This is a genomic window from Streptomyces sp. NPDC007205 (genome assembly GCF_040634095.1).
Taxonomy (GTDB): domain Bacteria; phylum Actinomycetota; class Actinomycetes; order Streptomycetales; family Streptomycetaceae; genus Streptomyces.
Window position 1 is genome coordinate 40,617 of record NZ_JBEYEW010000023.1, and the last position, 25,583, is coordinate 66,199.

The following is a 25,583-nucleotide window of genomic DNA, read 5'->3' on the forward strand; positions in this document are numbered from 1 at the left end:
GTGCGGGACATCCTTCAGCCTTCGATGTGATACCGGCTTTGAGATATGACCGCTTGGCGGATCTTGGTGGTGTCGATCAGATGGTGATTCTTGTACACCGAACCATGGTCCGTCGTAACGGCCTCGGGCGCGAAGAACGGCAGACCGGCGACTCTACCGCCGGCGAAACCGGCCACAACTGTGCCGGGGACCCCAGGGCACGCCCACTCCATTTCGTCGCCCCAGCCGGGTCGCATGGGCAACGGTATGTCTCTGCCTTGTGCTCAAAGCGGTGAGGTGGAAATTCGATTGATCATCGTGAGACGTGTCCTGATGCTGCAACTCGTCTCATCGGACCGCAATGTCGATCAGAGTGACTGTGCTATGTGGCGGGCGATCTCGTCGCAGGTGGTGAACCGATCTTTCGCTCTGCACGTATGGGCAAGGCACGGCGTGCGAGATAGACGACTACCCTTTCGAGTGAATGATCCACTGACTATCTGGGCAGGTATTGATCGGGCATGGGTGATCCAGGGCTGTTCACGCCGAACTCCGTGACCTGGCAGATGCACGGCGACCCCATGATGTGGGTCGCCGGTGTCCGCGCGCTCTACCTCCAGGCACTGCACCCGCGCGCGGTGCGCGGAGTCATGCAGAACTCCGACTTCCGGCGTGACGCCTGGGGCCGGCTGATGCGCACCGCGAACTTCGTCGGTACGACGACGTACGGCACCACGGAGGCCGCCGAGCGGGCCGGCGCGCGCGTACGGAAGATCCATCGCATGCTGACGGCCACCGACCCGGACACCGGCGAGCGCTACGGCGTCGGCGAGCCCGAGCTGCTGCTGTGGGTGCACTGCGCGGAGATCGACTCCTATCTGCACGTGCTGCGCCGCTCCGGCTTCCCGCTCACCGACACCCAGGCCGACCGGTACATAGCCGAACACCTCGTCAGCGCGCGCCTGGTGGGCCTGGACCCGGAGACCGTACCGGCGAGCCGGGCCGAACTCGCCGCGTACTTCGACAAGGTGCGGCCGCAGCTGGCGGCGGGACGCGAGGCACGCGAGGTGGACGACTTCCTGCTCCGTCCGCCGACGCATCCCCTCCTCGTCCCGGCGCGCGAGGTGCTGTGGCGGCGCGTGGCGCACCTGGCGTACGCCGCTCTGCCACCGTACGCCCACGAGCTGTACGGCAGACCGGCCCCCGCACCCGCCGTCGTCACCCGCCGGCTGCGGACCACGGGCGCGCTGCTGCGCCGCGTTCCGGCACGTGTGCGCTGGCAACTGCCGCCCAAACACATCCTGCGGGCCATGGCGAGGCTCGGCCCGCAGGCGCGTCCGGCACCGTACAAAGTCGGACGATAGGCCGCCATACTGGATGAGCAGGGGGGTGTGGCGCGGATCGGGACGGCGCGGTGGGGCGCGGTTCCGAGCCGGCCCCCCGGGGCGGCGGGGCGGGCGGCGACGGGGGCGGCGGATCCCTATGGGGGAGAACAGGCTGGTTCAGGGCCGGTACCGGCTGCTCGACCTGATCGGGCGGGGCGGCATGGGCGAGGTGTGGCGGGCCCGGGACGAGTCCCTCGGCCGACAGGTCGCGGTGAAGTGCCTCAAGCCGCTCGGCCCTTACCCTGATGCGTCCCTCACTCGCGCCCTGCGGGAGCGCTTCCGCCGCGAGGCCCGGGTGGCCGCCGCCCTCTCGCACCGCGGGGTGACCGTCGTCCACGACTTCGGCGAGTCCGACGGAATCCCCTATTTGGTGATGGAACTGCTGGAGGGCCGCGACCTGAGCCGGCTGCTGGAGGACAACAAAGGCCATCCGCTGCCCGTGGACGACGTGGCGGACATTGCCGCCCAGGTCGCCGCCGCCCTCGCCTACACCCACGAACACGGCGTCGTCCACCGGGACCTGAAGCCGGCCAACATCGTGCGGCTGGCCGACGGCACCGTGAAGATCTGCGACTTCGGCATCGCCCGCCTCGGCCACGACATCGGCTTCACCGCCCGGCTCACCGGCACCGGCGTCGCCCTGGGCACCCCGCACTACATGTCCCCGGAGCAGATCGGCGGCGACGAGGTCGACCAGCGCAGCGACCTGTACTCGCTGGGCTGCGTGCTGTACGAAATCGCCACCGGAGCACCGCCGTTCGACCTGGAGGACGCCTGGGCGATCCTCATCGGCCACCGCGACACCCCACCCCGCCCCCCACGCGAACAACGCCCGGAGCTGCCCGTCCACCTGGAGCGGATCATCCTCGACCTCCTGGCGAAACGCCCCGAGGAACGGCCGCAGGATGCCGGGGAGCTGGCCCACCGCATCCTGGGCGGACGCACAACGGATGCCGCCCTCCTGGCCGTTCGGGTCCCGGACGTGAGAGACGGAACCCGTCTGCCGTCCTGGACCCGGGGCATGACCACCGGCCACAAGGCACTCGGCGCCGGCTTCGGCGCACTGCCGCCGGACTCCGGCGCGGCCCTGTCAGCCCGCTGGGCCGCGGCGCCCCGAAGGGGCGCGGGGAACTCCGCGCCCGGACATGACGGTCCCGCAGACGCCCTTCGACCCCCACCGGCACTTCCCGCGGCGCCCACGGCATATCCCGCGGAGCGCACCGCCGCCCTGGCCCTCCTGCGCGCCGGCCGGGTCGCCGAGGCGCTGGCCGCCTACACGGACCTCGCGGAGGCCGGGGCCCGTGTGCTCGGCGCCGACCATCCCGACACGCTCGCCGCCCGCCAGGAGACGGCCTATGCGCTGGGACGGCTGGGCCGCCACTTCGAGGCCCACCAGGTGTACGCGGAGGTGCTGGCCGCCCGGGTGCGCGTCATGGGCCCCGACCACCCCGACACCCTGCGCTGCCGCCACAACCTCGCCTGCGCCCTGGGCCGGCTCGGCCGCCTGGACGACGCCTGCCGCACGGCCCTGGAGGTGGCCGCCGCCCGGGCCCGGGTCCTCGGTCCCGACCACCCCGACACCCTGGTCTCGCGCTGCGAAGCCGCCTACGCCGAGGGCCAGTCGGGCCGCTGGGAGGAGGCGCTGCGCATCTACCGCGAGGTCGCCGAGGCCAGAGCGCGCGTCCTCGGCGCCGACCACCCCGACACGCTCGCCGCCCGCTACGAGACCGCCCTCAGCCTCGGCCGCCTCGGCCGCAGCGCGGACGCCCTGCGCGTGTACCGCGAGCTGGTCGGGGACCGCGCCCGCGTCCAGGGCTCCACCCACCCCGAGACCCTGCGCGCCCGGCACGGACTCGGGGTCAACCTCGGCCGCCTCGGCTGCTGGGAGGACGCCCTGACCGAGGCCCGGGACGTGTGCCTGCTCCGCGAGCAGACCCTGGGGCCCGCGCACCCCGACACGCTCGTCAGCCGCCGTGAGGTCGCGGTCGCCCTGGGCTGGCTGGGCCGCTGGGCGGAGGCCCTCACGGAGTACCGGCGGATCACCGCGGCCCGCGAGCAGATCCTCGGCCCCGACCACCCCGACACCCTCGCCGGCCGCAACGACGAGGCGCACTGCCTGGAACGCCTGGGCCGCGGCGTCGAAGCGGTGGAGCTGTACCGGAGGGTCGCCGTACTGAGCCGGCAGCGGGCTTCTGACGGGCGGTGACAGCACCGGCCAAGCGGCCACCGTGGAATCACCCCCCACGCAGGCCTTGCGCCGCCGGATCCGCGAGGACCACCGCACGTGCTCTCGCCGACCGGGATCCTTCCGTGCTACCAAGAACCATGTCTGCCAACGAGGGCACCCGCGCGTACGACGCCGTCATCGTCGGCGCCGGCCACAACGGCCTGGTCGCCGCCGCCTACCTGGCCCGCGCCGGCCGTTCGGTGCTGGTGCTGGAACGGCTCGGCCACACCGGCGGCGCCGCCGTCTCCACCCGCCCCTTCGCCGGGGTCGACGCCCGGCTGTCGCGCTACTCGTACCTGGTCAGCCTGCTGCCGCAGAAGATCGTGCGCGACCTCGCACTGGACTTCCGCGTCCGCTCCCGAACGATCTCCTCCTACACCCCGGCGGAGCGGGACGGCCGGCCCACCGGACTCCTCGTCGGCGGCGGCGAGTCCCGCACCAGGGAGGCCTTCGCCCGGCTGACCGGCGACGACCGCGAGTACACGGCATGGCAGCGCTTCTACGGCATGACCGCGCGGGTCGCCGAGCGCGTCTTCCCGACCCTCACCGAGCCCCTGCCCACCCGCGAGGAGCTGTGCCGCCGCATCGACGACGAGACCGCCTGGCGCACCCTGTTCGAGGAGCCGCTCGGCGTCACGGTCGAGGAGGACTTCAAGGACGACCTCGTCCGCGGAGTGGTCCTCACCGACGCCCTCATCGGCACCTTCGCCGACGCCCACGAACCGTCCCTCGCCCAGAACCGCTGCTTCCTCTACCACGTCATCGGCGGCGGCACCGGCGCCTGGGACGTGCCCGTCGGCGGCATGGGCGCCCTCACCGACGCCCTGGCCGCCGCGGCCCGCTCGGCGGGCGCGGTCATCGCCACCGGGCACGAGGCGGTCCGGATCGCCACCGACGGCGAAACCGCCGAGGTCACCTACCGCACGGCCGACGGCGAGGGCGTCGCCGCCGCCCGGCACGTCCTGGTGAACGCCTCCCCGCAGGACCTGGCCACGCTCACCGGCGACACGGCGCCCGAACCCGCCGAGGGCGCCCAGCTCAAGGTCAACATGCTGCTCACCCGGCTGCCCAGGCTGCGCGACCCGGCCGTCGACCCGCGCGAGGCCTTCGCCGGCACCTTCCACATCGCCGAGGGCTACCGGCAGCTGGCCACCGCCCACGCCCAGGCCGCCGCCGGTGAACTCCCCGCCGTCCCGCCGTCGGAGATCTACTGCCACTCCCTGACCGACCCCACCATCCTCGGCCCCGGCCTCGCCGCGCGCGGCTACCAGACACTCACCCTGTTCGGCCTGCACACCCCGGCCCGGCTCTTCGACCGGGACAACGACGCCGTACGCGAGGAACTGCTGAAGTCCACCCTCGCCCAGCTCGACGCCCACCTCGCCGAACCCCTCGCCGACTGCCTGGCCACCGACGCCGACGGCCGCCCCTGCATCGAGGCGAAGACCCCGCTCGACCTCGAACGGGACCTGCGGCTGCCCGGCGGCAACATCTTCCACCGCGCCCTGTCCTGGCCCTACGCCCAGCAGGAAACGGGCCGTTGGGGAGTGGAGACCCGGCACCCGAACGTCCTGCTGTGCGGCGCGGGCGCGGTGCGCGGGGGAGGGGTGAGCGGCGTACCGGGACACAACGCGGCGATGGCGGTACTGGAGGCCATCTCGTAAGGCCCCGCCCCCAACAAATCTGACGGGACGTCAGAAAACCCTTCCGTCGTCCGGCCGGCTGCGGCATCCTGCGCCCATGCAGACGGAGCTGAGCAGGAAACTGGGAGTCGAGCACGCCGTCTTCGGCTTCACGCCGTTCCCCGCCGTCGCCGCGGCCATCAGCCGGGCCGGAGGCTTCGGCGTGCTCGGCGCGGTCCGCTACACCGCCCCCGACGACCTCAAACGCGACCTCGACTGGCTCGACGCACACACCGGCGGCCGGCCCTACGGGCTGGACGTCGTCATGCCCGCCAAGAAGGCCGAGGCCCCGAACAACCACACACTGACCGAGGCGGACGTCGAGGCCATGATCCCTGACGGGCACCGGCAGTACGTGCGCGAGACCCTCGCCAAGTACGGCGTCCAGGAGCTGGCCGAGGGCGAGGCGTCCGGGTGGCGCATCACGGGCTGGATGGAGCAGGTCGCCCGCACCCAGCTCGACGTCGCCTTCGACTACCCGATCAAGCTCCTCGCCAACGCCCTCGGCTCCCCGCCCGCCGATGTCGTCGCCCGCGCCCACGACCGGGACGTGCTGGTCGCCGCGCTCGCGGGCAGCGCCCGGCACGCCCGCAAGCACCGCGAGGCGGGCATCGACATCGTCGTCGCCCAGGGCTACGAGGCCGGCGGTCACACCGGCGAGATCGCCACCATGGTGCTCACCCCCGAGGTCGTGGAAGCCGTCGCCCCCCTGCCCGTGCTGGCCGCGGGAGGCATCGGCTGCGGACAGCAGGTGGCCGCCGCCCTCACCCTCGGCGCCCAAGGAGTATGGCTGGGCTCCCTGTGGCTGACCACCACAGAGGCGGACCTGCACTCCGCCGCACTGACCCGCAAGCTCCTCGCCGCCGGTTCCGGCGACACCGTCCGCTCCCGTGCCCTGACGGGCAAGCCCGCACGTCAGCTCCGTACCGAGTGGACCGACGCCTGGGACGACCCGGCCGGACCCGGCACCCTGCCCATGCCGCTGCAGGGCCTGCTGGTGGCCGAGGCGGTCTCCCGCATCCAGAAGTACGAGGTCGAGCCCCTGCTCGGCACCCCGGTCGGCCAGATCGTCGGCCGGATGAGCAGCGAACGCAGCGTCCAGGCCGTCTTCGACGACCTCACCCGCGGCTTCGAGGAGGCCGTGGACCGCATCAACCGCATCGCCGGAAGGAGCGGCCAGTCGTGAGCACACACCCTGCCGGATTCTGGGCCCAGGCCGCCCAGAACCCCGACCGCACCGTCCTGGTCGCCCCCGACGGCGAGGAGTGGACCGCCGGACGCCTGCACTCCGCCGCCAACCGGCTCGTCCACGGACTGCGCGCGGCCGGCCTGGAGCGCGGCGACGCCTTCGCCGTCGTCCTGCCCAACGGCGTCGAGTTCGTCACCGCCTACCTGGCCGCGACCCAGGCCGGCCTCTACCTGGTGCCGGTCAACCACCACCTCGTCGGCCCCGAGATCGCCTGGATCGTCGCCGACTCCGGCGCCAAGGTGCTCGTCGCCCACGAGCGGTTCGCCGACGCGGCCCGCCGGGCCGCCGACGAGGCAGGGCTGCCGGCCACGCACCGGTACGGGGTCGGCGCGGCCGACGGCTTCCGGCCGTACGCCGAACTCCTCGACGGACAGCCGACGTCGTCCCCTTCCGGCCGCGAACTCGGCTGGGTCATGAACTACACGTCCGGTACGACGGGACGCCCGCGCGGCATCCGCCGCCCACTGCCCGGCAAGCCGCCCGAGGACTCCTACCTGGGCGGCTTCCTCGGGATCTTCGGCATCAAGCCGTTCGACGACAACGTCCACCTGGTCTGCTCGCCGCTCTACCACACGGCCGTCCTGCAGTTCGCGGGCGCGTCCCTGCACCTCGGCCACCGTCTGGTGCTGATGGACAAGTGGACACCCGAGGAGATGCTCCGCCGCATCGACACCCACCGGTGCACGCACACCCATATGGTCCCCACCCAGTTCCACCGTCTGCTGGCCCTCCCGGACGAGGTGAAGGCCCGCTACGACGTCTCGTCCATGCGGCACGCCATCCACGGCGCCGCCCCCTGCCCCGACCACGTCAAGAGGGCCATGATCGACTGGTGGGGCCACTGTGTGGAGGAGTACTACGCGGCCAGCGAGGGCGGCGGCGCCTTCGCCACCGCCGAGGACTGGCTGAAGAAGCCCGGCACCGTCGGCAGGGCCTGGCCCATCAGCGAACTCGCGGTCTTCGACGACGACGGCAACCGCCTCCCGCCGGGACAACTGGGCACCGTCTACATGAAGATGAGCACCGGCGGCTTCTCGTACCACAAGGACGAGGCCAAGACCCACAAGAACCGCATCGGCGACTTCTTCACCGTCGGCGACCTCGGCTACCTGGACGAGGACGGCTGTCTCTTCCTGCGCGACCGCAAGATCGACATGATCATCTCCGGTGGGGTCAACATCTACCCGGCCGAGATCGAGTCCGTGCTGCTCTCCCACCCGGCCGTCGCCGACGCCGCCGCCTTCGGCATCCCGCACGACGACTGGGGGGAGGAGGTCAAGGCCGTGGTCGAGCCGGCCCCCGGACACGACCCCGGCCCGGACCTGGCCGCGTCCCTCCTCGACCACTGCGCCGAGCGGCTCGCCGGCTACAAGCGGCCCAAGAGCGTCGACTTCATCACCGAGATGCCCCGCGATCCCAACGGCAAGCTGTACAAGCGGCGGTTGCGCGACCCGTACTGGAAGGGGCGCACCCGGCCGGTGTGACCACCGCCCGCACGGCGCCGGGACCGACGGCTTCAGGGATGAAGGCGCGGACAGTTCTCCAGGAACCCGGCAAGGCCCGCCGCGTCGGTGCCGATCTTGCGGTAGACGCTGGACAGCAACTGCCGCACGCCTTGCTCGGGGAGGTGCATCTCCTTGGCGACCACTGCCATCGGGTGTCCGTGGGCGGTCAGTTCAGCGGTACGGCGTTCCTTGGCGGTCAGGGTGTCCGCCGGCACGTAACGCAGCGGCAGCGGGCGCAGTCCGGCCGCCGAGAGTTCCTCCCGGGCCCGGGCGGCGAGTGCCTCCGCCCCGCAGTGGACGGCGCCTTCCAGACCCTGGTAGAGCCGCTCGGCGGCCTCCTGCAACCGCCCGTTGCGGGACAGTGCCGCGCCGTGGCCGACCTGGGCGCGGGCGAGCTCATAAGCGGCGGGTGACTGTTCCAGGTGCTCGACGGCCTCCGCGTACAGGTCGAGCGCCGCCGGTCCGCCGGTCACTTCGGCGAGGGTGTGCAGGGCCTGCCCGACGGTGGAGGCGGCGCCGAATTCCCGGGCGCGCCGCACGGCGTCCCGGGCGTGGCCGACCGCCTCGTCCGGGGCGGTGCGGGCAAGCGCGGACGCCAGCCGCAGCTGCCACGGGCACCAGGCCGGATTCCGCCAGGCCCGCTTGTCCAGCCAGGCCCCGACCGACGAGAGCAGCGGCGCCGCTTCGGTGTGCCGTCCCTCCGCCAGGAGCAGTTCCGCGTACACGGTGCGCGGGTCGGGATAGATGACGGCGTTCAAAGTCATCTCCCCGAAGCGGTGCTCGTCGGCGAGTGCACGCGCCTCGGCGATGCGCCCACGGGCCAGCAGGGTCTGGATCAGGATGCCGACGGCGAACCACTGGGCGGGTACGGCCCCTGCCACCTTGCCGGCGATGCGCAGACCCTCCCGTACGAGATCCTCGGCTTCGGCCAGGCAGCCGCGGTGGTAGCGGATGTAGCCGGCCAGGGTCTGGCCGAGGGCGAGGTGGGAGCCGCGCCAGCCCTTGGCCACGCATGCGGCGATCCCCTTGTTGAACAACTCCTCGGCCCGTCGCGGCTGGTCGCCGTACATGAACACCAGGGCGACCGAAACGGGTACCTCGAAACCGTGGTTCTCGTCGGTCCAGCTCATGCCGCCGCGCAGGGCCTTCCCGGCATACCTGAGCGCGGTCTCCCGCGGCTCACCGCGCTTGACGGCGTCCCAGGCGCGCAGCCCCAGGATGTATCGCTCCTCCAGACCGTGGCCGGGCAACCGCTCGGCCAGACGCGTCAGGGTCCGGGAGCGCTGGGCTGAGTCGGGGTCGTCCGTGCGGACCATGCTCCAGACGAACTGGTCGGCCTGCAGACGCAGTTTGAGCCGCGGATTCCTGGTCCGGCGCCCCTCGTCGGCAGCCACCTGCACGGCCTCGGCCAGCTGATCGGTGTGAGCCAGAGCCTGGGTCAGCCGGAAGACGATGGACGCACGCAGTTCGGGATCGACGTCGGGCTCCGCCAGCGCCTGGCGGAGATGCCGCACCGTGGCCGTGGGCTCGATGAGGAACGTGGCGCAGGCGAGTTCATGCAGGAGTGCGGCGCGGTGCTCGGGGAGGGGCGGCTCCTGCAGCGCACGGGTCAACAGCCGCCGGGCGGCCTCGGTCGCCCCGGCGCGGAGGTAGTCGCGAGCGGCCTCACGCAGACAGTCGACCGTCTCGGGAACACCCTCGCAGGGGACCTCCAGCAGGTGCCTGGCGGCGGCCGCGGGGCCGTATCCAGCGTTCAGCACGGCCTGCGCGGCGGTGTTGTGCAGACCGACCCGGAAGGCCGTGCGGATGGACCGGTAGATGGTCGTGGCGATCAACGGGTGCACGAACTCCAGCTCACCGCCGGGGCCGTGGCCGTCGGCCAGAATCCGGGCAGCGCGCAGTTTCTGGGTCGCCTCGGCGACAGCCTCGTCGCCGAGCACCGCGATGGTCGCGGCGAGCTCCGGACAGAAGGGCGAACCCAGTACGGCCGCGGTATGCGCGAAGCGGACGGTCGCCGTGTCCAGCTGTTCGAGACGCTCGATCAGTCCCGGGCCCTTGATCGCCGCGGCGAGCTCACGCATCGTGGGCAGGTCGTCCTCGGCGCCGCTCAGCTTCCGCTCGGCGAGTCCGATGGCGAGCTCGACCGCCTCGAAGGGGCTCCCACCGGTGGCCGACCAGCACTCCTTGCAGAACCGGTCCTCGGCCGCCTCCCCGATCTCGCCTCTGACGATCTGGGCAACACCGTCGACGGTGAGCAGCGTCAGGTCGCGCGGGCGGTCCCCATGGTGTCCGGCCGGCGCGCGGAGTTCGCCCGCCTCGGACGGCAGCTCGTCGGGCCGGTAGGCAACCACGATCAGCAGCGGAAGGCCGTCGGCCCGTGGAGCGAAGGAGGCGAGCCAGCTCAGGGACTCGGCGTCCGCCCAGTGCAGGTCGTCCAGGAGCAGCACGACGGGTGCCTTCTTCACGGTGAGGCGCGTCATGACCCAGTCGAGACCTTCGCGGACCCCGGTCGGGTCCGGCGCGGGAGCGGGACCCCTCGCTTCGAGACCGAGTGCGGCGGCGACGATGTCGTACCAACTGCCCAGGAATGCGCGGAGTTCCGCACCGTCCATGGTGGCGAGCGAAGGCTGCACCAACTGGCGCACCACACGGAACGCCGAGCCCCGTTCCGTCTCTCCGCCCCTGCCCGAAAGCACCGTGAACCCGTAGGCCGTGGCCCGGGCCCGTGCCTCCGTGATGAGTGCCGTCTTGCCCAGTCCGGCCGGTCCGGTGAAAGCGAGCAGCCCCCTGCTCCTCGCTCGGGGCACGCCGTCCGCGGCGCGTCGCAGCTCCTTGAACGCGGCGTCGAGGGCTTGAAGTTCCCGTCGGCGTTCGATCAGTGTCCGTTGCTCGGTGATCGGTTGCCACGGCTCCGTCGCCATGTGCCGTACCGCCTTCTGTCGTTCGGCCCGGGGGGAGCCGAGCGTACGCCTGGCGACGGTATGGCAGGCCGTAAAAAGCACCATAGGGTGAATCATCGACTGCGGCCGGGAGAAAGCCCGCCCGCCGGGTATGAAACCCGGATGGCCTACGGCACGGCGGGCACCGACGCCACGTCCGCGTACCGCGGCACGGTGCGCGACCAGTGGTAACACCCCCGGATCCAGCCGATCATGCCCTCGACATAGCCGATGCCCGCGGGGCTCAGGCTTGGTTCGATCTCCGCGTAGAGCCTCTGGACCTCCTCGATCGTGCCGTTGATCTCCTGGATGGCCAGGAGGACGGCGTCCTGGAGAGTGCACCGGTGCTCGCGCTGGTAGGCAAGGGCCAGGTTGATCATTTCGCCCGCGCGTTCTTCTTTCACCACGGAGTACAGGTCGGGTATCCATACCGCCGCGTCGGCCGACAGCCGGCTCAGCCGCCGTACGACGGGGTGGTGGAGTTCGGCGGGGGACAGTTCGTGCGGCTGCGCGGCCTCGCACAGCGGGTAGAACGGTTCGACGCCCGCCGTGAGCGACCGTATCGAGGTGCAGTCCCCGGTACGCAGGAGGAAGGGATGGGCCTGGGCCACCGCCTCGTACAACAGGCCGTGCACGTACTCGAGGCTCTTCTCGGCCCACCGCGCGGCCTGCGCGGGTGTGCACCGTTCCCGGACCTGTCGGTACAGATCGGCCAGGGCGGCTCCGAGGGGTGCGGTGGGCGGCCGCCCGTCCCGCAGAATCGCGATGCTCTCGCCGAGCATGGGCAGCAGCCTGCCCGGGGAGCGCCGGCCGACGTCCTCCGCACGGTCGTCGAAGACGAACTGATAGGCGATCTGATTCGCCATGATCTGCAGGAGACCGGAATCCATGGACGGGCTGTTGTACGACGCGAGTTCGGCAGGCCGAGTACGGGCGATCATCGCCGCCACACCTGGTTCGTCGGTCAGCCCCCGCATGCTCAGCCATGCGTCGACGCCGGCCGCCGCTTCGGATTCATGGGGGTTACGCAGAAAGGGGAAGGGCATGAGAAGGTGGCTGTCGATCAGGTCCCTGAGAGTGAGGACCGGAGTCCGGTCCGGTACGCGGAGCGGGATTTCCTCATGTGTTGTCGACACCGTGGTCACCTGCCGTCCGGGAGTCCGATGCGCGAGGGGCGGCTGTGGCCCGGGAACGGGCTTCGCAGGCCATGACCAGGGACCGCGGGCCCAGCGTGATGGCGGGGCGCGGTACCCCTGCGACATACCCGGGCAGATGGCGCAGGCGCCGCCGGCCGGCCAGGGTCGCGAGCGCCAGAGTGGCCTCCACCATGGCGAACTCGTCGCCGAGGCATTTGCGGTTGCCCGCCGAGAAGGGGATCAGCGCCCGGCGCTGCTCGGCGGTGGGCTTCCCCGGCAACCAGCGGCCGGGATCGAAACGCTCGGGGTCGGGGAACGACGAGGGATCGTGGTGCAGGAGGTAAGGGCTGTACAGAACGGTGGCTCCCGCGGGCAGGCGGCACCCGGCGAGTTCCGTCTCCTTGGTGGCGACGCGGGTGAAGAGCCAGCCGGGTGACGAGTGGCGCAGCGTCTCCGAGATGACGCAGCGGGTGAAGACGAGGTGCGGCAGATCGTCGGGGCCGGGCCGTCGGCCGCCGGGGAGGACGGTGTCGAGCTCGGCGTGCAGGCGCCGCTCCGCCTCCGGATGGCGGGCCAGCAGGCTGAAGGCGTCGGCCAGGCACAGGGCCGGGGCCTCGACGCCCGTGAGCAGCAGCGTGATCAGATGATCGTGGACCTCCTGGTCGGTGATCGGCGCTGCTGCGCCGTCGCCGCGTGCGGCCGCCAGCAGCGTGCCCAGCACATCGTCGCGGTCGGCACCCCGGCGGCGCTCGGCGATCACCGCGTCGATGATCGCGTGCAGGCGGGAGAGCGCATACCGGTAGCGGCGGTTGGCGGGTGTGGGCAGGCGGAACAGGGCGTCGATCGGTACGACGGTGCGGACGAACAGGCCGCGGACGACGGCGGTGAGACAGTCCCGTACCTCGGCGGTCGTGGTGTCGTCCAGCGAGTCGGAGAGGAGGACCCGGCTGATCACACGGGTCGTGAGGGTCATCATCGTCTCGGTGACGGGAACCGTCTGCCCCGTCGGCCACGCGTCGCACACCGACTCGGCCTCCTCGGTGACGAGGTCCGTGTAGTGGGCGACGTGGGAGGGGCGGAAGCCGGGCTGCAGCAGCCCCCGCTTGGTCCGGTGCGCCGGCTGGCGGCAGGTGACGAGTCCGTCCCCCATCAGATTTCCGAGCCGGTCGTACAGCGGGCCCCCCTTGTCGAAGGTGTGCGGATCCATGAGCACCTCGTGGGTCAGCTCTGGGTGGCACACCATCCAGGCGCGCAGCGGACCCAGCCGTATCTCGACCAGATCCCCGTGCGCGGGCAAAGAATTCAGAAACGCCAGCGGCCGGCGGTATAAGGCGATACCGTGGCCGAGGAGTGGGAATATGCCGGGAGCAGTACCTGTCCTCCAGGTTCGTTTCTGTTCAGGCACAGCACGGGTCATGGGTACCTCCGGGCGACGTGAAATGTGCGAACTCGCTACGGACTTGACTCGTGGAATGTCCTGCCCAGGTTCAACGGTGCACGGTGTCCAGAATCCTTTTTCCAAAGGGGCGCACAGGAGCACGCGGAAGCAGAAAGTTGCACTCGATGAATGTCCGTTGATGCTTGACCTGTCTCCCCGACCCACCGAGGATCATGAGCCATGACGCAGGGACACGGCAGCACGGTCGACGGGGTGCTGCGCCGCAGTGCCCGGCGTACCCCGGCCCGCCTCGCGGTGGAGTACGGCGAACGCCGCTGGACGTACGAGGAACTCGACGAGGCAGTCTCCCGCGCGGCCTCGCTCCTGCTCGCGCAGGGCCTCACGCCCGGCGACCGGGTCGGCGCCTATGGCCACAACTCCGACGCCTACCTCATCGGCTTCCTCGCCTGCGCCCGCGCGGGCCTGGTCCATGTGCCGGTCAACCAGAACCTCACCGGGGACGACCTCGCGTACCTCGTCGGCCAGTCCGGCAGCACCCTGGTCCTCGCCGACCCCGACCTCGCCGGCCGGCTCCCGGACGGGGTACGCGTGCTGCCGCTCCGGGACGCCGAGGACTCGCTCCTCGCCCGGCTGCCGGACACACCGCCGTACGACGGGCCCGAACCCCGCACCGAGGACCTGGTGCAACTGCTGTACACCTCCGGTACGACCGCCCTGCCCAAGGGCGCGATGATGACCCACCGGGCCCTGGTGCACGAGTACCTGAGCGCCATCACCGCACTCGACCTGAGCGCCGGGGACCTGCCGGTGCACGCGCTGCCGCTGTACCACTCGGCGCAGATGCATGTGTTCCTGCTGCCGTACCTCGCCGTCGGCGCGAGCAACATCATCCTGGACGCACCGGACGGGGACCGGCTCTTCGATCTCGTCGAAGCGGGCCGCGTGGACAGCCTGTTCGCGCCGCCCACGGTGTGGATCGGCCTGGCGAACCGGCCCGACTTCGCCACCCGCGACCTCGACGGCCTGCGCAAGGCCTACTACGGCGCGTCGGTCATGCCCGTCCCGGTCCTGCAGCGGCTGCGCGAGCGCCTGCCGGGACTCGCCTTCTACAACTGCTTCGGGCAGAGCGAGATCGGCCCGCTGGCCACGGTGCTCGGCCCCGGCGAACACGAGGGCCGGCTGGACTCCTGCGGACGTACCGTGCTGTTCGTGGACGCACGCGTCGTGGACGACAAGGGCGCGGACGTGCCCGACGGCACGCCCGGCGAGATCGTCTACCGCTCACCGCAGTTGTGCGAGGGCTACTGGGACAAGCCCGAGGAGACCGCCGAGGCGTTCCGGGACGGCTGGTTCCACTCCGGCGACCTCGCGGTGCGTGACGCCGACGGCTACCTCACGGTCGTGGACCGGGTGAAGGACGTCATCAACTCCGGCGGTGTCCTGGTGGCTTCGCGCCAGGTCGAGGACGCCCTCTACACTCATGAGGCCGTCGCCGAGGCCGCCGTGGTCGGCCTGCCCGACGAGCGGTGGATCGAGGCGGTGACGGCGGTCGTCGTCCCGCGCGGCGAGGTGACGGAGCATCAGCTCATCGAGCACGTGAAGGAGAAGCTCGCGCCCTTCAAGGCGCCCAAGCGGGTGCTGTTCGTGGCCGAGTTGCCGCGCAACGCCAGCGGGAAGATCCTCAAGCGCGAACTGCGCACTCGCTTCGGCGGTTAGGCCGGCGATGCGCTGCGCAGCCGGCGCAGCATCTGCAGGTGCATCGGGTTGGACAGGCGTCGGCGCTACCCGGCGTCCTTGGGGCGCAGGTCCACGATCCGCCGGATCTTGCCGACCGACCGCTCCAGCGACTCCGGCTCCACGATCTCCACGTCGACGGACACCCCGATCCCTTCCTTCACCGCCGCGACGATGGACCGGGCCGCCGCGTCCCGTGTCTCCGGGCCCGCGTCCGGCCGGGCCTCGGCGCGGACGGTCAGCCGGTCGAGCCGGCCCTCCCGGGTCAGCCTGAGCTGGAAGTGGGGCGCCACGCCGGACGTGCGCAGCACGATCTCCTCGACCTGGGTCGGGAACAGGTTGACCCCCCGCAGGATCACCATGTCGTCACTGCGTCCGGTGATCTTCTCCATCCGACGGAACGCCCGCGCCGTGCCCGGCAGCAGCCGGGTGAGGTCGCGGGTGCGGTACCGGATGACCGGCATGGCCTCCTTGGTCAGCGAGGTGAACACCAGCTCGCCCCGCTCGCCCTCCGGCAGAACCTCACCCGTGATCGGATCGACCACCTCCGGATAGAAGTGGTCCTCCCACACGGTCAGCCCGTCCTTGGTCTCCACGCACTCCTGAGCCACCCCCGGGCCGATCACCTCGGACAGACCGTAGATGTCGACGGCGTCGATCGCGAACCGCTCCTCGATCTCGCGCCGCATCTGCTCGGTCCAGGGTTCGGCCCCGAAGATGCCCACGCGCAGTGAGGTGGCGCGCGGGTCCACGCCCTGCCGCTCGAACTCGTCGAGCAGCGTGAGCATGTAGGAGGGCGTCACCATGATGACGGCCGGCTCCAGGTCCTGGATCAGCTGCACCTGCCGGGCCGTCATACCGCCGGACGCCGGCACGACCGTACAGCCCAGGCGCTCCGCACCGTAGTGGGCGCCCAGACCGCCGGTGAACAGCCCATAGCCGTACGCCACATGCACGAGGTCACCGGGCCGCCCGCCGGCCGCCCGGATCGACCGCGCCACCATGTCGGCCCACAGGGAAAGGTCATTGTCCGTGTAGCCGACCACCGTGGGGCGCCCGGTGGTGCCGCTGGAGGCGTGCAGCCGGCGGATCCGCTCGCGCGGTACGGCGAACATGCCGTACGGATAGTTCTCCCTGAGGTCGGCCTTGGCCGTGAACGGGAACCGGGCCAGATCGGCCAGGCAGTGGCAGTCCTCGGGGCGGACGCCGGCCTTGTCGAAGGACTCCCGGTAGAACGGCACGTTGTCATACGCGTGCCGCAGCGAGGTGCGCAGCCGCTGCAGCTGGAGCTCCCGCAGCTCCTCCGGCCCGAGCCGTTCGCCCGCGTCGAACAGGTCCGTCGCGTCCGCCATCGCGTGGTCTCCCTCGCATCCTTACATTCCGGACTACCGATCATTCGGTCGATCCGTCGGGGCCAGTAATTCAGGCCATGCGACTCCAGGCAAGAGGGCTGCGGGGATTTTCCGCACCAGCCGCGCCGGAGACCGGGCATGATCATGCTCATGCTGCACTTCACCACTCCTGACGGGACCCGGCTCGCCTACCACCTGCGGGGTAGGGGCGAACCCCTCGTCGTCCTGCCCGGCGGGCCCATGCGTGCCTCCACCTATCTCGGCGACCTCGGCGGGCTGACCGCGCACCGCCGCCTGGCCCTGCTGGACCTGCGGGGCACCGGTGACTCGGCGCTGCCGGCGGACCCGGCGACGTACCGCTGCGACCGCATGGTCGAGGACGTGGAGGTATGGCGCGCAGACACGGGGCTGGAGCACATGGATCTGCTCGCCCACTCGGCGGGCGCGGCCCTGGCCATGCTCTACGCGGCCCGCCATCCGCAGCGGATCCGGCGGCTGCTGCTCATCACACCCAACCCGTCCGCCCTGGGGCTGCGGGCGGCCCCCGAGGACCGGCTGGCCGCGGCCCGGCTGCGCGCGGGCGAGCCGTGGTTCGCGCAGGCGTTCCCCGCCTTCCGGGCCTGGCTGGCGGGCGACGCGGACTTCGACGACGCGTTCCTGCCGTTCTTCTACGGCCGCTGGGACGACGCCGCCCGCGCGCACGCCGGCGCCGAACCGGAGCAGACCAACGAGGAGGCGGGGGAGCGCTATTTCGCCGGCGGTGCCTTCACCCCGGACGCGACGCGGAGCGCCCTCGCCGCGCTGACCGCGCCGGTCCTCGTCCACGCCGGGGAACTCGACGGCGGTCCGCGCCCGAGCCTCGCCCGCCGTGCCGCCGAGGCCTTCGCACGGGCCGAGCTCGTCGTCCAGCCCGGCGCCGGTCACTACCCCTGGCTGGACGACCCGGAGTGGTTCGTGCGGCGCACCCTCGCCTTCCTGGACGGGCCTGGTTAGCGTGTCCGGCATGGCCACCACCGCGCTGCGCACCGTCGAGGCGAACGGCATCAGCCTGGCCTGCCGGGCCTGGGGACCGGCGGACGCCCCGCCCGTCGTGCTGCTGCACGGCCGGGGGGCCGACGGCGGGGACTGGACGCACATCGCCGAGCGGCTCGCGGCGCCCCCGCGCCCCCACCGGGTGTACGCCCCCGATCTGCGCGGCCACGGACACAGTGACTGGCCGGGGGACTACCGGGCCGAGGCGATGAGCGACGACGTCCATGGCCTGCTGTCCGCCCTCGGCCTCGACAGCGCCGATGTCGTGGGCCATTCGCTGGGCGGGACCGTCGCCTACCTGCTGGCGCAGCGCCACCCCGGGGCCGTACGACGCCTGGTGCTGGAGGACGTCTGCGCACCCGTGCCGCTCGACCCGCCCCGGCCACCCGCCGAACGTCCCGCGGGAGAGCTGCCGTTCGACTGGGCGATGGTGCGGGCCGCCGACGCGCAACGCAACGCGCCCGATCCTGTGTGGTGGGACCACATGGACCGGATCACCATGCCGACGCTGGTCATCGGGGGCGGTCCCACCAGCCTGATCCCACAGGACCAGGTCGCGCAGCTCGCCGGGCTGATCCCGGACGCCTCGCTGGTGACCGTGGACGCGGGCCACCTGGTGCACGAGTCCCGCCCGGAGGAGTTCCTCGCGGTGGTGCGGGAGTTCCTCGACCGGTGATACCGGCAGCGGCGGGTCCGGCCACCCCGGCGCGCTACCGCTGGTCGGCCGCGGCCGCCACCTCCCTGGCCCACCGGTAGTCGGCCTTGCCGCTCGGGGACCGCTGGATGGACTCCATGACGACCAGCTGGCGGGGGACCTTGTAACCGGCCAGCCGGGTACGGCAGTGGTTCTGGATGTCGGCGAGCGACGGACGTGCCGCTCCCTGGCGCAGCTGCACCACGGCCGCCACATGGTTGCCCCACGTGGCGTCCGGCACGCCGGCGACCAGCGCGTCGTACACGTCCGGATGCGCCTTCAGTGCCTGCTCGACCTCCTCGGGGTACACCTTCTCGCCCCCGGTGTTGATGCACTGCGAACCCCGGCCGAGCACGGTGACCACGCCGTCCTCGTCGACCGTCGCCATGTCGCCCAGCAGGACCCAGCGCTGTCCGTCCTTCTCGAAGAAGGTCTCGGCCGTTTTCCGCGGATCGTTGTAGTAGCCCAGCGGCACATGGCCGCACTGGGCGACCCGGCCGATCCCGCCCGCGGCGACCGGCTCGTGCGTCGCCGGATCGATCACCTGGGTACGGGAGTTGACCCGGATGCGGAAGCCGCGCTCGGGTCCCGAGTCCTCCGTCGCCGTACCGTTGAAACCGGACTCGGAGGAGCCGAAGTTGTTGAGCAGCATGGCGTTCGGGACCAGCTCCCGGAACTGCCGGCGCACCGTCTCCGACATGATCGCGCCCGACGAGGACACGCTGAACAGGGCCGAGCAGTCCGTGCCCTTCATCGGCCCGCTCAGTGCGTCGATCAGCGGCCGGAGCATCGCGTCGCCGACCAGCGACATGCTGGTGACCCTCTCCTTCTCGACGGTCCGCAGCACGTCCTCGGGTACGAACTTGCGGTGCAGGACGACGCGTTGGCCGAAGTTGAAACCGATGAACGCCGTCAGCGTGGAGGTGCCGTGCATCAGCGGGGGAGTGGGGAAGAAGGTGATCCCGGAGCCGCCGGCGGCGACCCGCTCGGCCAGCTCCTGAGGCGTCTTCACCGGCTCGCCGGTCGGCGCCCCGCCGCCCAGCCCGGCGAAGAACAGGTCCTCCTGCCGCCACATCACCCCCTTGGGCATGCCGGTCGTGCCGCCGGTGTAGATGATGAACTGGTCGTCGCCGGAGCGGACCGGGAAGTCCCGTCGGGGTGAGCCGGCGGCCTCCGCGCCGGCGAACGCCACCGCGCCCGGCACCCCGGCCGTCTCCGGACCGACCCGCAGCAGATGCCGCAGTTTCGGCACCCGCGGCAGCGCGCCCGCCACGCGGTCTGCGAACTCGGCGTCGAAGACCAGCGCGACCAGATCGGCGTCCCGGTAGAGGTACACCAGCTCCGCTTCCACGTATCGGTAGTTGACGTTGACCGGGACGATCCGTGCCTTGAGGCAGGCCAGTACGGTCTGCAGGTACTCGACGCCGTTGTACAGGTGCAGGCCGAGGTGTTCGCCGGGGCGTATCCCGCTGTCGATGAGGTGGTGGGCGATGCGGTTGGCGGCCGTGTCCAGCTCCGCGTACGTCAGGCGGCGCTCCGCGCCGGTGCCGGGACGGTCCGCGTACACGAGCGCCTCGCGGTCCGGGACCACGTCGACGACCGACTCGAACAGGTCGGCAAGGTTGTACTCCACCGCTCCTCCTGACCCCGGCAGTCCTGACGAACAAAGGCGCAACGGTCGGTTCGCCGGTCATCAGAGCAAAGCGGGCGGCAAGTGTGAAGGGCCCGCGCCGATAAATCTGACTGACTGTCAGAAAACTTCTGAAGCTCCCTTGAAGTGCCTCCCCGCCTCCTGCAACCTGTTCTCGTTCTCACCGAGGGGAGAAAGCCCATGGGCGGGACGGAACACCTCACCGTGCGGCGCGAGGGCGCCACGCTGGTGCTCACGCTCAACAGGCCCGACGCAAGGAACGCTCTGTCGCTCCCGATGCTCGTCGGCCTCTACGACGGCTGGGTCGAGGCCGACGCGGACGACGAGATCCGCTCCGTCGTGCTCACCGGGTCCGGCGGCTCCTTCTGCGCCGGTATGGACCTGAAGGCGCTGGCCGGGAACGGCATGGAAGGGGAGCACTACCGCGACCGGCTCAAAGCCGACCCCGATCTGCACTGGAAGGCGATGCTGCGCCACCACCGGCCGCGCAAACCGGTCATCGCCGCCGTCGAGGGGTACTGCGTCGCGGGCGGCACCGAGATCCTCCAGGGCACCGACATCCGGGTCGCGGGCGAGTCCGCGACCTTCGGCCTGTTCGAGGTCAGACGCGGGCTGTTCCCGATCGGCGGCTCCACCGTCCGGCTGCAACGCCAGATCCCGCGCACCCACGCCCTGGAGATGCTGCTCACCGGACGGCCGTACACCGCCCAGGAAGCCGCCCGCACCGGCCTGATCGGCCATGTCGTCCCGGAGGGCACCGCCCTCGCCAGGGCACTGGAGATCGCCGAGCAGATCAACGCCTGCGGCCCGCTCGCCGTCGAGGCCGTCAAGGCGTCGGTGTACGAGACCGCCGAGATGACGGAGACCGACGGACTCGCGGCCGAACTCGCCCGTGGCTGGCCGGTCTTCGACACCGCCGACGCCAAGGAAGGCGCCCGCGCCTTCGCGGAGAAACGGCCACCCGTCTACAGGCGGGCCTGAACCGCCGAAGGAGTCACCAAGGATGCCCGAAGTCCTCAAAGCCCCCCTCGTCGTCGAGTTCCCCTTCACCCGCTCCCTCGGCCCCGTCCAGAGCGCCTTCCTGACCGGCCTGCGCGAACGCGTCGTCCTCGGGGTGAAGACCACGGACGGACGCACCCTCGTCCCGCCCGTCGAGTACGACCCCGTCACCGCCGAGGAGATCCGCGACCTGGTGGAGGTAGCCCCCACGGGCACGGTCACCACCTGGGCCTGGAACCACGAGCCGCGCCGCGGCCAGCCCCTCACCACCCCCTTCGCCTGGGCCCTGGTCCGGCTCGACGGCGCCGACACCGCCCTGCTGCACGCCCTCGACGCCCCCGGCCCCGACGCCGTCCGCACCGGCATGCGGGTCCGCGTCCGCTGGGCCGGGGAACGCACCGGCGCCATCACCGACATCGCCTGCTTCGAGCCGTACGACGGCGAGCCCGGGCAACCGGGAGACCACAGCGGCGAATTCGCCGACCCGCTCACCGGCATCGTCGCCCCCGCCCGCCTCGACTACACCTACTCACCCGGCCGCGCCCAGTCCGACTACATCCACGCCCTCTCCGACCGGCGCACCGTCGGCGAACGCTGCCCCTCCTGCCGCAAGGTGTACGTCCCGCCGAGGGGTGCGTGCCCCACATGTGGCCTGGCCACAGCGGAACGGGTCGAGGTGGGTCCGCGCGGCACAGTCACCACCTTCTGCATCGTCAACATCAAGGCCGCGCACACGGCGAATCTCGACATCGAGGTGCCCTACGTCTACGCGCACATCGCGCTCGACGGCGCCGACCTCGCCCTGCACGCCCGGATCGGCGGCATCCCCTACGACCAGGTACGCATGGGCCTGCGTGTCGAGCCCGTGTGGACCGAGGGCGCCCGCTACCCCGACCACTACCGGCCCACCGGCGAACCCGACGCCGACTACGACACCTTCAAGGAGCTGCTGTGACCCGGGAGATCGCGGTCGTCGCCTTCGCCCAGACCGACCACCGGCGCTCCACCGAGGAGTCCTCCGAGGTCGAGATGCTCATGCCGGTGCTGCACCAGGTCCTCGCGCAGACCGGCCTGAGGACCGCCGACATCGGCTTCACCTGCTCCGGCTCCAGCGACTACCTCGCCGGCCGCGCCTTCTCCTTCACCCTCGCCCTCGACGGCGTCGGCGCCTGGCCGCCGATCTCGGAGTCCCATGTCGAGACGGACGGCGCCTGGGCGCTGTACGAGGCCTGGACCAAGCTGCTCACCGGCGACGCCGACACCGCGCTCGTGTACTCCTACGGCAAGTGCTCGCCCGGTTCGGTGCGGGATGTGCTCACCCGCCAGCTGGACCCGTACTACGTCGCCCCCCTGTGGCCCGACTCCATAGCCCTCGCCGCCCTGCAGGCACAGGCCCTCGTGGACGCCGGCCACACCGACGAGCCGGCGCTCGCCGCCATCGGTGCCCGCAGCCGCGCGGATGCGGAAAGCAACCCGCACGCCCAGCTCAGGGGCCGGACGCCGCGGGACGACTACGTCGTACGCCCACTGCGCACCGGCGACTGCCCGCCCGTCTCCGACGGCGCCGCCGCGGTGATCCTCGCGGCGGGGGAACGGGCCCGGGAACTGTGCGAGCGGCCCGCCTGGATCCGGGGCATCGACCACCGCATCGAGGCGCACGGCCTGGGCGTCCGGGACCTCACCGACTCGCCCTCCACCCGGCTCGCCGCCGAGCGGGCGGGCGCCTTCGAACGTCCCGTCGACACCGCCGAGTTGCACGCACCCTTCACCTCCCAGGAGGTGATCCTGCGCAGGGCGCTCCGCCTCGGCGACGACGTACGCGTCAACCCCTCCGGCGGGGCGCTGGCCGCCAACCCCGTCATGGCCGCCGGGCTGATCCGCATCGGCGAGGCCGCCGCCCGCATCCACCGCGGCGCGTCCGACCGCGCCCTCGCCCACGCCACCTCCGGCCCCTGTCTGCAGCAGAACCTGGTCGCCGTACTCGAAGGGGATCCACGATGAGCAAGGAGCCCGTGGCCGTCGTCGGCATAGGCCAGACCAAGCACGTGGCCGCCCGCCGGGACGTGTCGATCGCCGGACTCGTCCGGGAGGCGGCCCAGCGGGCCCTGGACGACGCCGAGCTGACCTGGGCCGACATCGACGCCGTCGTCATCGGCAAGGCGCCCGACTTCTTCGAGGGCGTGATGATGCCCGAGCTGTACCTCGCCGACGCACTCGGCGCCGTGGGCAAGCCCATGCTGCGGGTGCACACCGCCGGCTCCGTCGGCGGATCCACCACGCTCGTGGCCGCGAACCTGGTCGCCGCCCGCGTCCACGGCACCGTCCTCACCCTCGCCTTCGAAAAACAGTCCGAGTCCAACGCCATGTGGGGCCTGTCCCTGCCCATCCCCTTCCAGCAGCCCCTGCTCGCCGGCGCCGGCGGCTTCTTCGCCCCGCACGTGCGCGCCTACATGCGACGCAGCGGCGCCCCCGACACCGTCGGCTCCCTCGTCGCCTACAAGGACCGGCGCAACGCCCTGAAGAACCCCTACGCCCACCTCCACGAGCACGACATCACCCTGGAGAAGGTCCAGGCCGCGCCCATGTTGTGGGACCCCATCCGCTACTCCGAGACCTGCCCGTCCTCCGACGGTGCCTGCGCCATGGTGCTCACCGACCGCGCCGGTGCCGCCCGCGCGCCCCGGCCGCCCGCCTGGATGCTCGGCGGCGCCATGCGCAGCGAACCCACCCTCTTCGCGGGCAAGGACTTCGTCTCCCCGCAGGCCGGCAAGGACTGCGCCGCCGACGTCTACCGGCAGGCCGGCATCGCCGACCCGCGCCGGGACATCGACGCCGTCGAGATGTATGTGCCGTTCTCGTGGTACGAACCCATGTGGCTGGAGAACCTGGGCTTCGCCGAGGAGGGCGAGGGCTGGAAGCTCACCGAGTCCGGGGTCACCGAACTCGACGGCGACCTGCCCGTCAACATGTCGGGCGGTGTGCTGTCCACCAATCCCATCGGCGCCTCCGGCATGATCCGCTTCGCCGAGGCCGCCCTCCAGGTGCGCGGCCAGGCCGGGGAACACCAGGTGGACGGCGCCCGCCGGGTGCTCGGACACGCCTACGGCGGCGGCTCCCAGTTCTTCTCCATGTGGCTGGTGGGAGCGCGGCCACCGGAGTCCTGAAAGTCGTCCCCACGTGGCCTGTCGGGCATCGTGAGCGGTCGCTAGGCTGGCCCGCGGACGACGAACCGGGAGGAGCACGGACGTGGCCGAGAGCACGATCCAGCAGCAGCCGCTCGCGGGCTGGGACAAACCGGAGCTGGACCTCAGCGAGGCCGACTGGCAGTCCGGCAGCCGAGGTCTGGGCGATGTCCAGATCGCCTTTGTCGAGGGCTTCATCGCGATGCGCAACAGCGGCCGTCCGGAAAGCCCGTCCCTGATCTTCACACCGGCGGAGTGGGGCGCCTTCGTCTCCGGGGCCCGCGAAGGGGAGTTCGACCTCACCTGATCCGAGCCCACGTGACCTGAACCGGGGGTGTTCCGAGCCGATTTCCGGACACGCGACCAGCAGGGCCCCGCTGGGACCGCTGCCTGCGTCAGGCTGACCCCAGCACGGGGAAAGCCGTGTTGCGGAAGGTGAGGGACGATGAGCACTGCGCCGGTCATCGCCGCGGTCGACGGATCGGACGACAGCCTGCGCGCGCTGGAGTGGGCCTTCGACGCCGCCCGCCGCCGTGCCGCACCGCTGCGGGTGGTGCACGTACGGCAGTACGCCGCCTGGGGCCAGGCCGACGTGCTGGTCGCCGGGCCGCCCGAGGCGGAGGGCGACCCCGTCCTGGACGACGTCCACACCCGGCTCGCGGGCCGCGGCGCGCAGCCCGCCGTGGAGTACGTCGCCCCGGAGGGCGTGCCGGGCGCCGTGCTGCCGGAACTCGGCACCGACGCCCAGCTGTTGGTCCTCGGCTCCCGGGGGCGCGGCGGCTTCGCCAGCCTGCTGCTCGGTTCCAACGGACTGGCCGCCGCCCGCGACGCCGAGTGCCCGGTGGTCGTCGTACCCCGGCCCGGCCGTCAGGTGCACGGCGACGGCCCGGCCGAGCCCGGGCCGCGCGTGGTCGTCGGCCTGCACGCCGACAGCCCCGACGAGGCCACCCTCGCCTTCGCCTTCGCCGAGGCCGCCCTGCGCGCGGCCCGCGTCCAGGTGATCGCCGCCTACCCGTGGCCGGTGCAGACCTGGTCGGACCCCGGCCAGCCGGTGCCGTCACAGGCCGACCAGGCCACCGTCGAGAACGAGACCCGCGCCCTCGCCGAGGGCTTCCTCGCCCCGCACCGCAAACGGCACCCCGAGGTCCGCGCCGACGCCGAGGCGCTGCCCGGCGACGCGGCCGGACACCTCGTCGCCGCCTCCAAGGACGCCGAACTGGTCGTCGTCGGCCGGCACCGGCGGCGCCTGCTCGCACCGGCCCGCATGATGGGCTCGGTCACCCAGGCCGTCCTGCTGCACGCCGCGAGCCCGATCGCGGTCGTGCCGCCGGGGCCGCCGCAGGCGCCGCCGCAGGGATGAGCCCGGCAGCCGGCCGGGACGCGGCCGAACCGGCCTAGCAGACCGCACGGCACGCCGCAATCCCTGCGGCGCCGACCG

The 25,583-nt window shown here is 71.8% G+C and carries 19 protein-coding genes and 1 pseudogene; 14 read left to right on the forward strand and 6 right to left on the reverse strand.

Annotated elements, in window-relative coordinates:
- Positions 1 to 62: 62 nt before the first annotated feature.
- Positions 63 to 248: pseudogene (locus tag ABZ624_RS29885) on the reverse strand (hypothetical protein); the annotation flags it as partial.
- Between the two features lie 252 nt (positions 249 to 500).
- Here ABZ624_RS29885 and ABZ624_RS29890 point away from each other — a divergent pair.
- The 5 genes from ABZ624_RS29890 (at position 501) to ABZ624_RS29910 (ending at position 8,006) form a co-directional block, all read left to right on the forward strand.
- Positions 501 to 1,343, forward strand: a complete 843-nt coding sequence (locus ABZ624_RS29890) for an oxygenase MpaB family protein (RefSeq protein ID WP_360095641.1) — start codon at positions 501 to 503, stop codon at positions 1,341 to 1,343.
- A 118-nt stretch (positions 1,344 to 1,461) separates the two neighbouring features.
- Positions 1,462 to 3,570 (forward strand): serine/threonine-protein kinase, encoded by a 2,109-nt coding sequence (locus tag ABZ624_RS29895; RefSeq protein WP_360095644.1) that lies wholly within the window; start codon positions 1,462 to 1,464, stop codon positions 3,568 to 3,570.
- A 119-nt stretch (positions 3,571 to 3,689) separates the two neighbouring features.
- Positions 3,690 to 5,255, forward strand: coding sequence for an NAD(P)/FAD-dependent oxidoreductase (locus tag ABZ624_RS29900; RefSeq protein WP_360095647.1), 1,566 nt, complete (start codon positions 3,690 to 3,692; stop codon positions 5,253 to 5,255).
- Between the two features lie 76 nt (positions 5,256 to 5,331).
- Positions 5,332 to 6,459, forward strand: coding sequence for a nitronate monooxygenase (locus tag ABZ624_RS29905; RefSeq protein ID WP_360095650.1), 1,128 nt, complete (start codon positions 5,332 to 5,334; stop codon positions 6,457 to 6,459).
- Positions 6,456 to 8,006, forward strand: coding sequence for an acyl-CoA synthetase (locus ABZ624_RS29910; RefSeq protein WP_360095653.1), 1,551 nt, complete (start codon positions 6,456 to 6,458; stop codon positions 8,004 to 8,006). The genes ABZ624_RS29905 and ABZ624_RS29910 overlap by 4 nt, the downstream gene beginning before the upstream one ends.
- 32 nt (positions 8,007 to 8,038) lie before the next feature.
- On the opposite strand, the gene ABZ624_RS29915 is transcribed toward ABZ624_RS29910, so the two are convergent.
- From ABZ624_RS29915 to ABZ624_RS29925, 3 genes are all read right to left on the reverse strand, one after another.
- Positions 8,039 to 10,948, reverse strand: coding sequence for an AAA family ATPase (locus tag ABZ624_RS29915; RefSeq protein WP_360095656.1), 2,910 nt, complete (start codon positions 10,946 to 10,948; stop codon positions 8,039 to 8,041).
- A gap of 146 nt (positions 10,949 to 11,094) precedes the next feature.
- Complete coding sequence (locus tag ABZ624_RS29920) at positions 11,095 to 12,102, reverse strand: (-)-alpha-amorphene synthase (RefSeq protein WP_360095659.1); 1,008 nt, start codon at positions 12,100 to 12,102, stop codon at positions 11,095 to 11,097.
- Positions 12,086 to 13,519 carry a cytochrome P450 gene (locus tag ABZ624_RS29925; protein WP_360095662.1) on the reverse strand — a complete coding sequence of 478 codons (1,434 nt, stop codon included), beginning with the start codon at positions 13,517 to 13,519 and terminating at the stop codon, positions 12,086 to 12,088. Before ABZ624_RS29925 ends, ABZ624_RS29920 begins: the two co-directional genes overlap by 17 nt.
- A 201-nt stretch (positions 13,520 to 13,720) precedes the next feature.
- Between ABZ624_RS29925 and ABZ624_RS29930 the strand changes: the two genes are divergently transcribed.
- Positions 13,721 to 15,217, forward strand: coding sequence for an acyl-CoA synthetase (locus ABZ624_RS29930; protein ID WP_360095665.1), 1,497 nt, complete (start codon positions 13,721 to 13,723; stop codon positions 15,215 to 15,217).
- Between the two features lie 65 nt (positions 15,218 to 15,282).
- On the opposite strand, the gene paaK is transcribed toward ABZ624_RS29930, so the two are convergent.
- The gene (paaK, locus tag ABZ624_RS29935; protein ID WP_360095668.1) at positions 15,283 to 16,587 is read right to left on the reverse strand and encodes a phenylacetate--CoA ligase PaaK; all 1,305 of its coding nucleotides are present in this window, start codon (positions 16,585 to 16,587) and stop codon (positions 15,283 to 15,285) included.
- 150 nt (positions 16,588 to 16,737) lie between these two features.
- Here paaK and ABZ624_RS29940 point away from each other — a divergent pair, with 150 nt between their 5' ends.
- Positions 16,738 to 17,580 carry an alpha/beta hydrolase gene (locus ABZ624_RS29940; RefSeq protein ID WP_360095852.1) on the forward strand — a complete coding sequence of 281 codons (843 nt, stop codon included), beginning with the start codon at positions 16,738 to 16,740 and terminating at the stop codon, positions 17,578 to 17,580.
- Between the two features lie 10 nt (positions 17,581 to 17,590).
- Entirely contained in the window at positions 17,591 to 18,295 is a 705-nt protein-coding gene (locus ABZ624_RS29945; protein ID WP_360095671.1) for an alpha/beta hydrolase, read from the forward strand.
- Between the two features lie 34 nt (positions 18,296 to 18,329).
- On the opposite strand, the gene ABZ624_RS29950 is transcribed toward ABZ624_RS29945, so the two are convergent.
- Positions 18,330 to 19,946: an acyl-CoA synthetase gene (locus ABZ624_RS29950; RefSeq protein WP_360095674.1), complete on the reverse strand. Its 1,617-nt coding sequence runs from the start codon at positions 19,944 to 19,946 to the stop codon at positions 18,330 to 18,332.
- A gap of 198 nt (positions 19,947 to 20,144) precedes the next feature.
- Here ABZ624_RS29950 and ABZ624_RS29955 point away from each other — a divergent pair, with 198 nt between their 5' ends.
- The 6 genes from ABZ624_RS29955 to ABZ624_RS29980 all read left to right on the forward strand — a co-directional run bounded on the left by ABZ624_RS29955 (position 20,145) and on the right by ABZ624_RS29980 (position 25,505).
- Positions 20,145 to 20,945: a crotonase/enoyl-CoA hydratase family protein gene (locus ABZ624_RS29955; protein WP_360095677.1), complete on the forward strand. Its 801-nt coding sequence runs from the start codon at positions 20,145 to 20,147 to the stop codon at positions 20,943 to 20,945.
- A gap of 22 nt (positions 20,946 to 20,967) precedes the next feature.
- Entirely contained in the window at positions 20,968 to 21,918 is a 951-nt protein-coding gene (locus ABZ624_RS29960) for an OB-fold domain-containing protein (RefSeq protein WP_360095680.1), read from the forward strand.
- Positions 21,915 to 22,964: a thiolase domain-containing protein gene (locus ABZ624_RS29965; RefSeq protein WP_360095683.1), complete on the forward strand. Its 1,050-nt coding sequence runs from the start codon at positions 21,915 to 21,917 to the stop codon at positions 22,962 to 22,964. The genes ABZ624_RS29960 and ABZ624_RS29965 overlap by 4 nt, the downstream gene beginning before the upstream one ends.
- A complete protein-coding gene (locus ABZ624_RS29970; protein WP_360095686.1) occupies positions 22,961 to 24,127 on the forward strand; it encodes a thiolase domain-containing protein in 1,167 nt (388 codons plus the stop codon). Before ABZ624_RS29965 ends, ABZ624_RS29970 begins: the two co-directional genes overlap by 4 nt.
- Positions 24,128 to 24,209: 82 nt before the next feature.
- On the forward strand, positions 24,210 to 24,452 hold the full coding sequence (locus tag ABZ624_RS29975; RefSeq protein WP_360095689.1) for a DUF397 domain-containing protein: 243 nt from the start codon (positions 24,210 to 24,212) through the stop codon (positions 24,450 to 24,452).
- A 138-nt stretch (positions 24,453 to 24,590) separates the two neighbouring features.
- On the forward strand, positions 24,591 to 25,505 hold the full coding sequence (locus tag ABZ624_RS29980) for a universal stress protein (RefSeq protein WP_360095692.1): 915 nt from the start codon (positions 24,591 to 24,593) through the stop codon (positions 25,503 to 25,505).
- Positions 25,506 to 25,583: the final 78 nt, after the last annotated feature.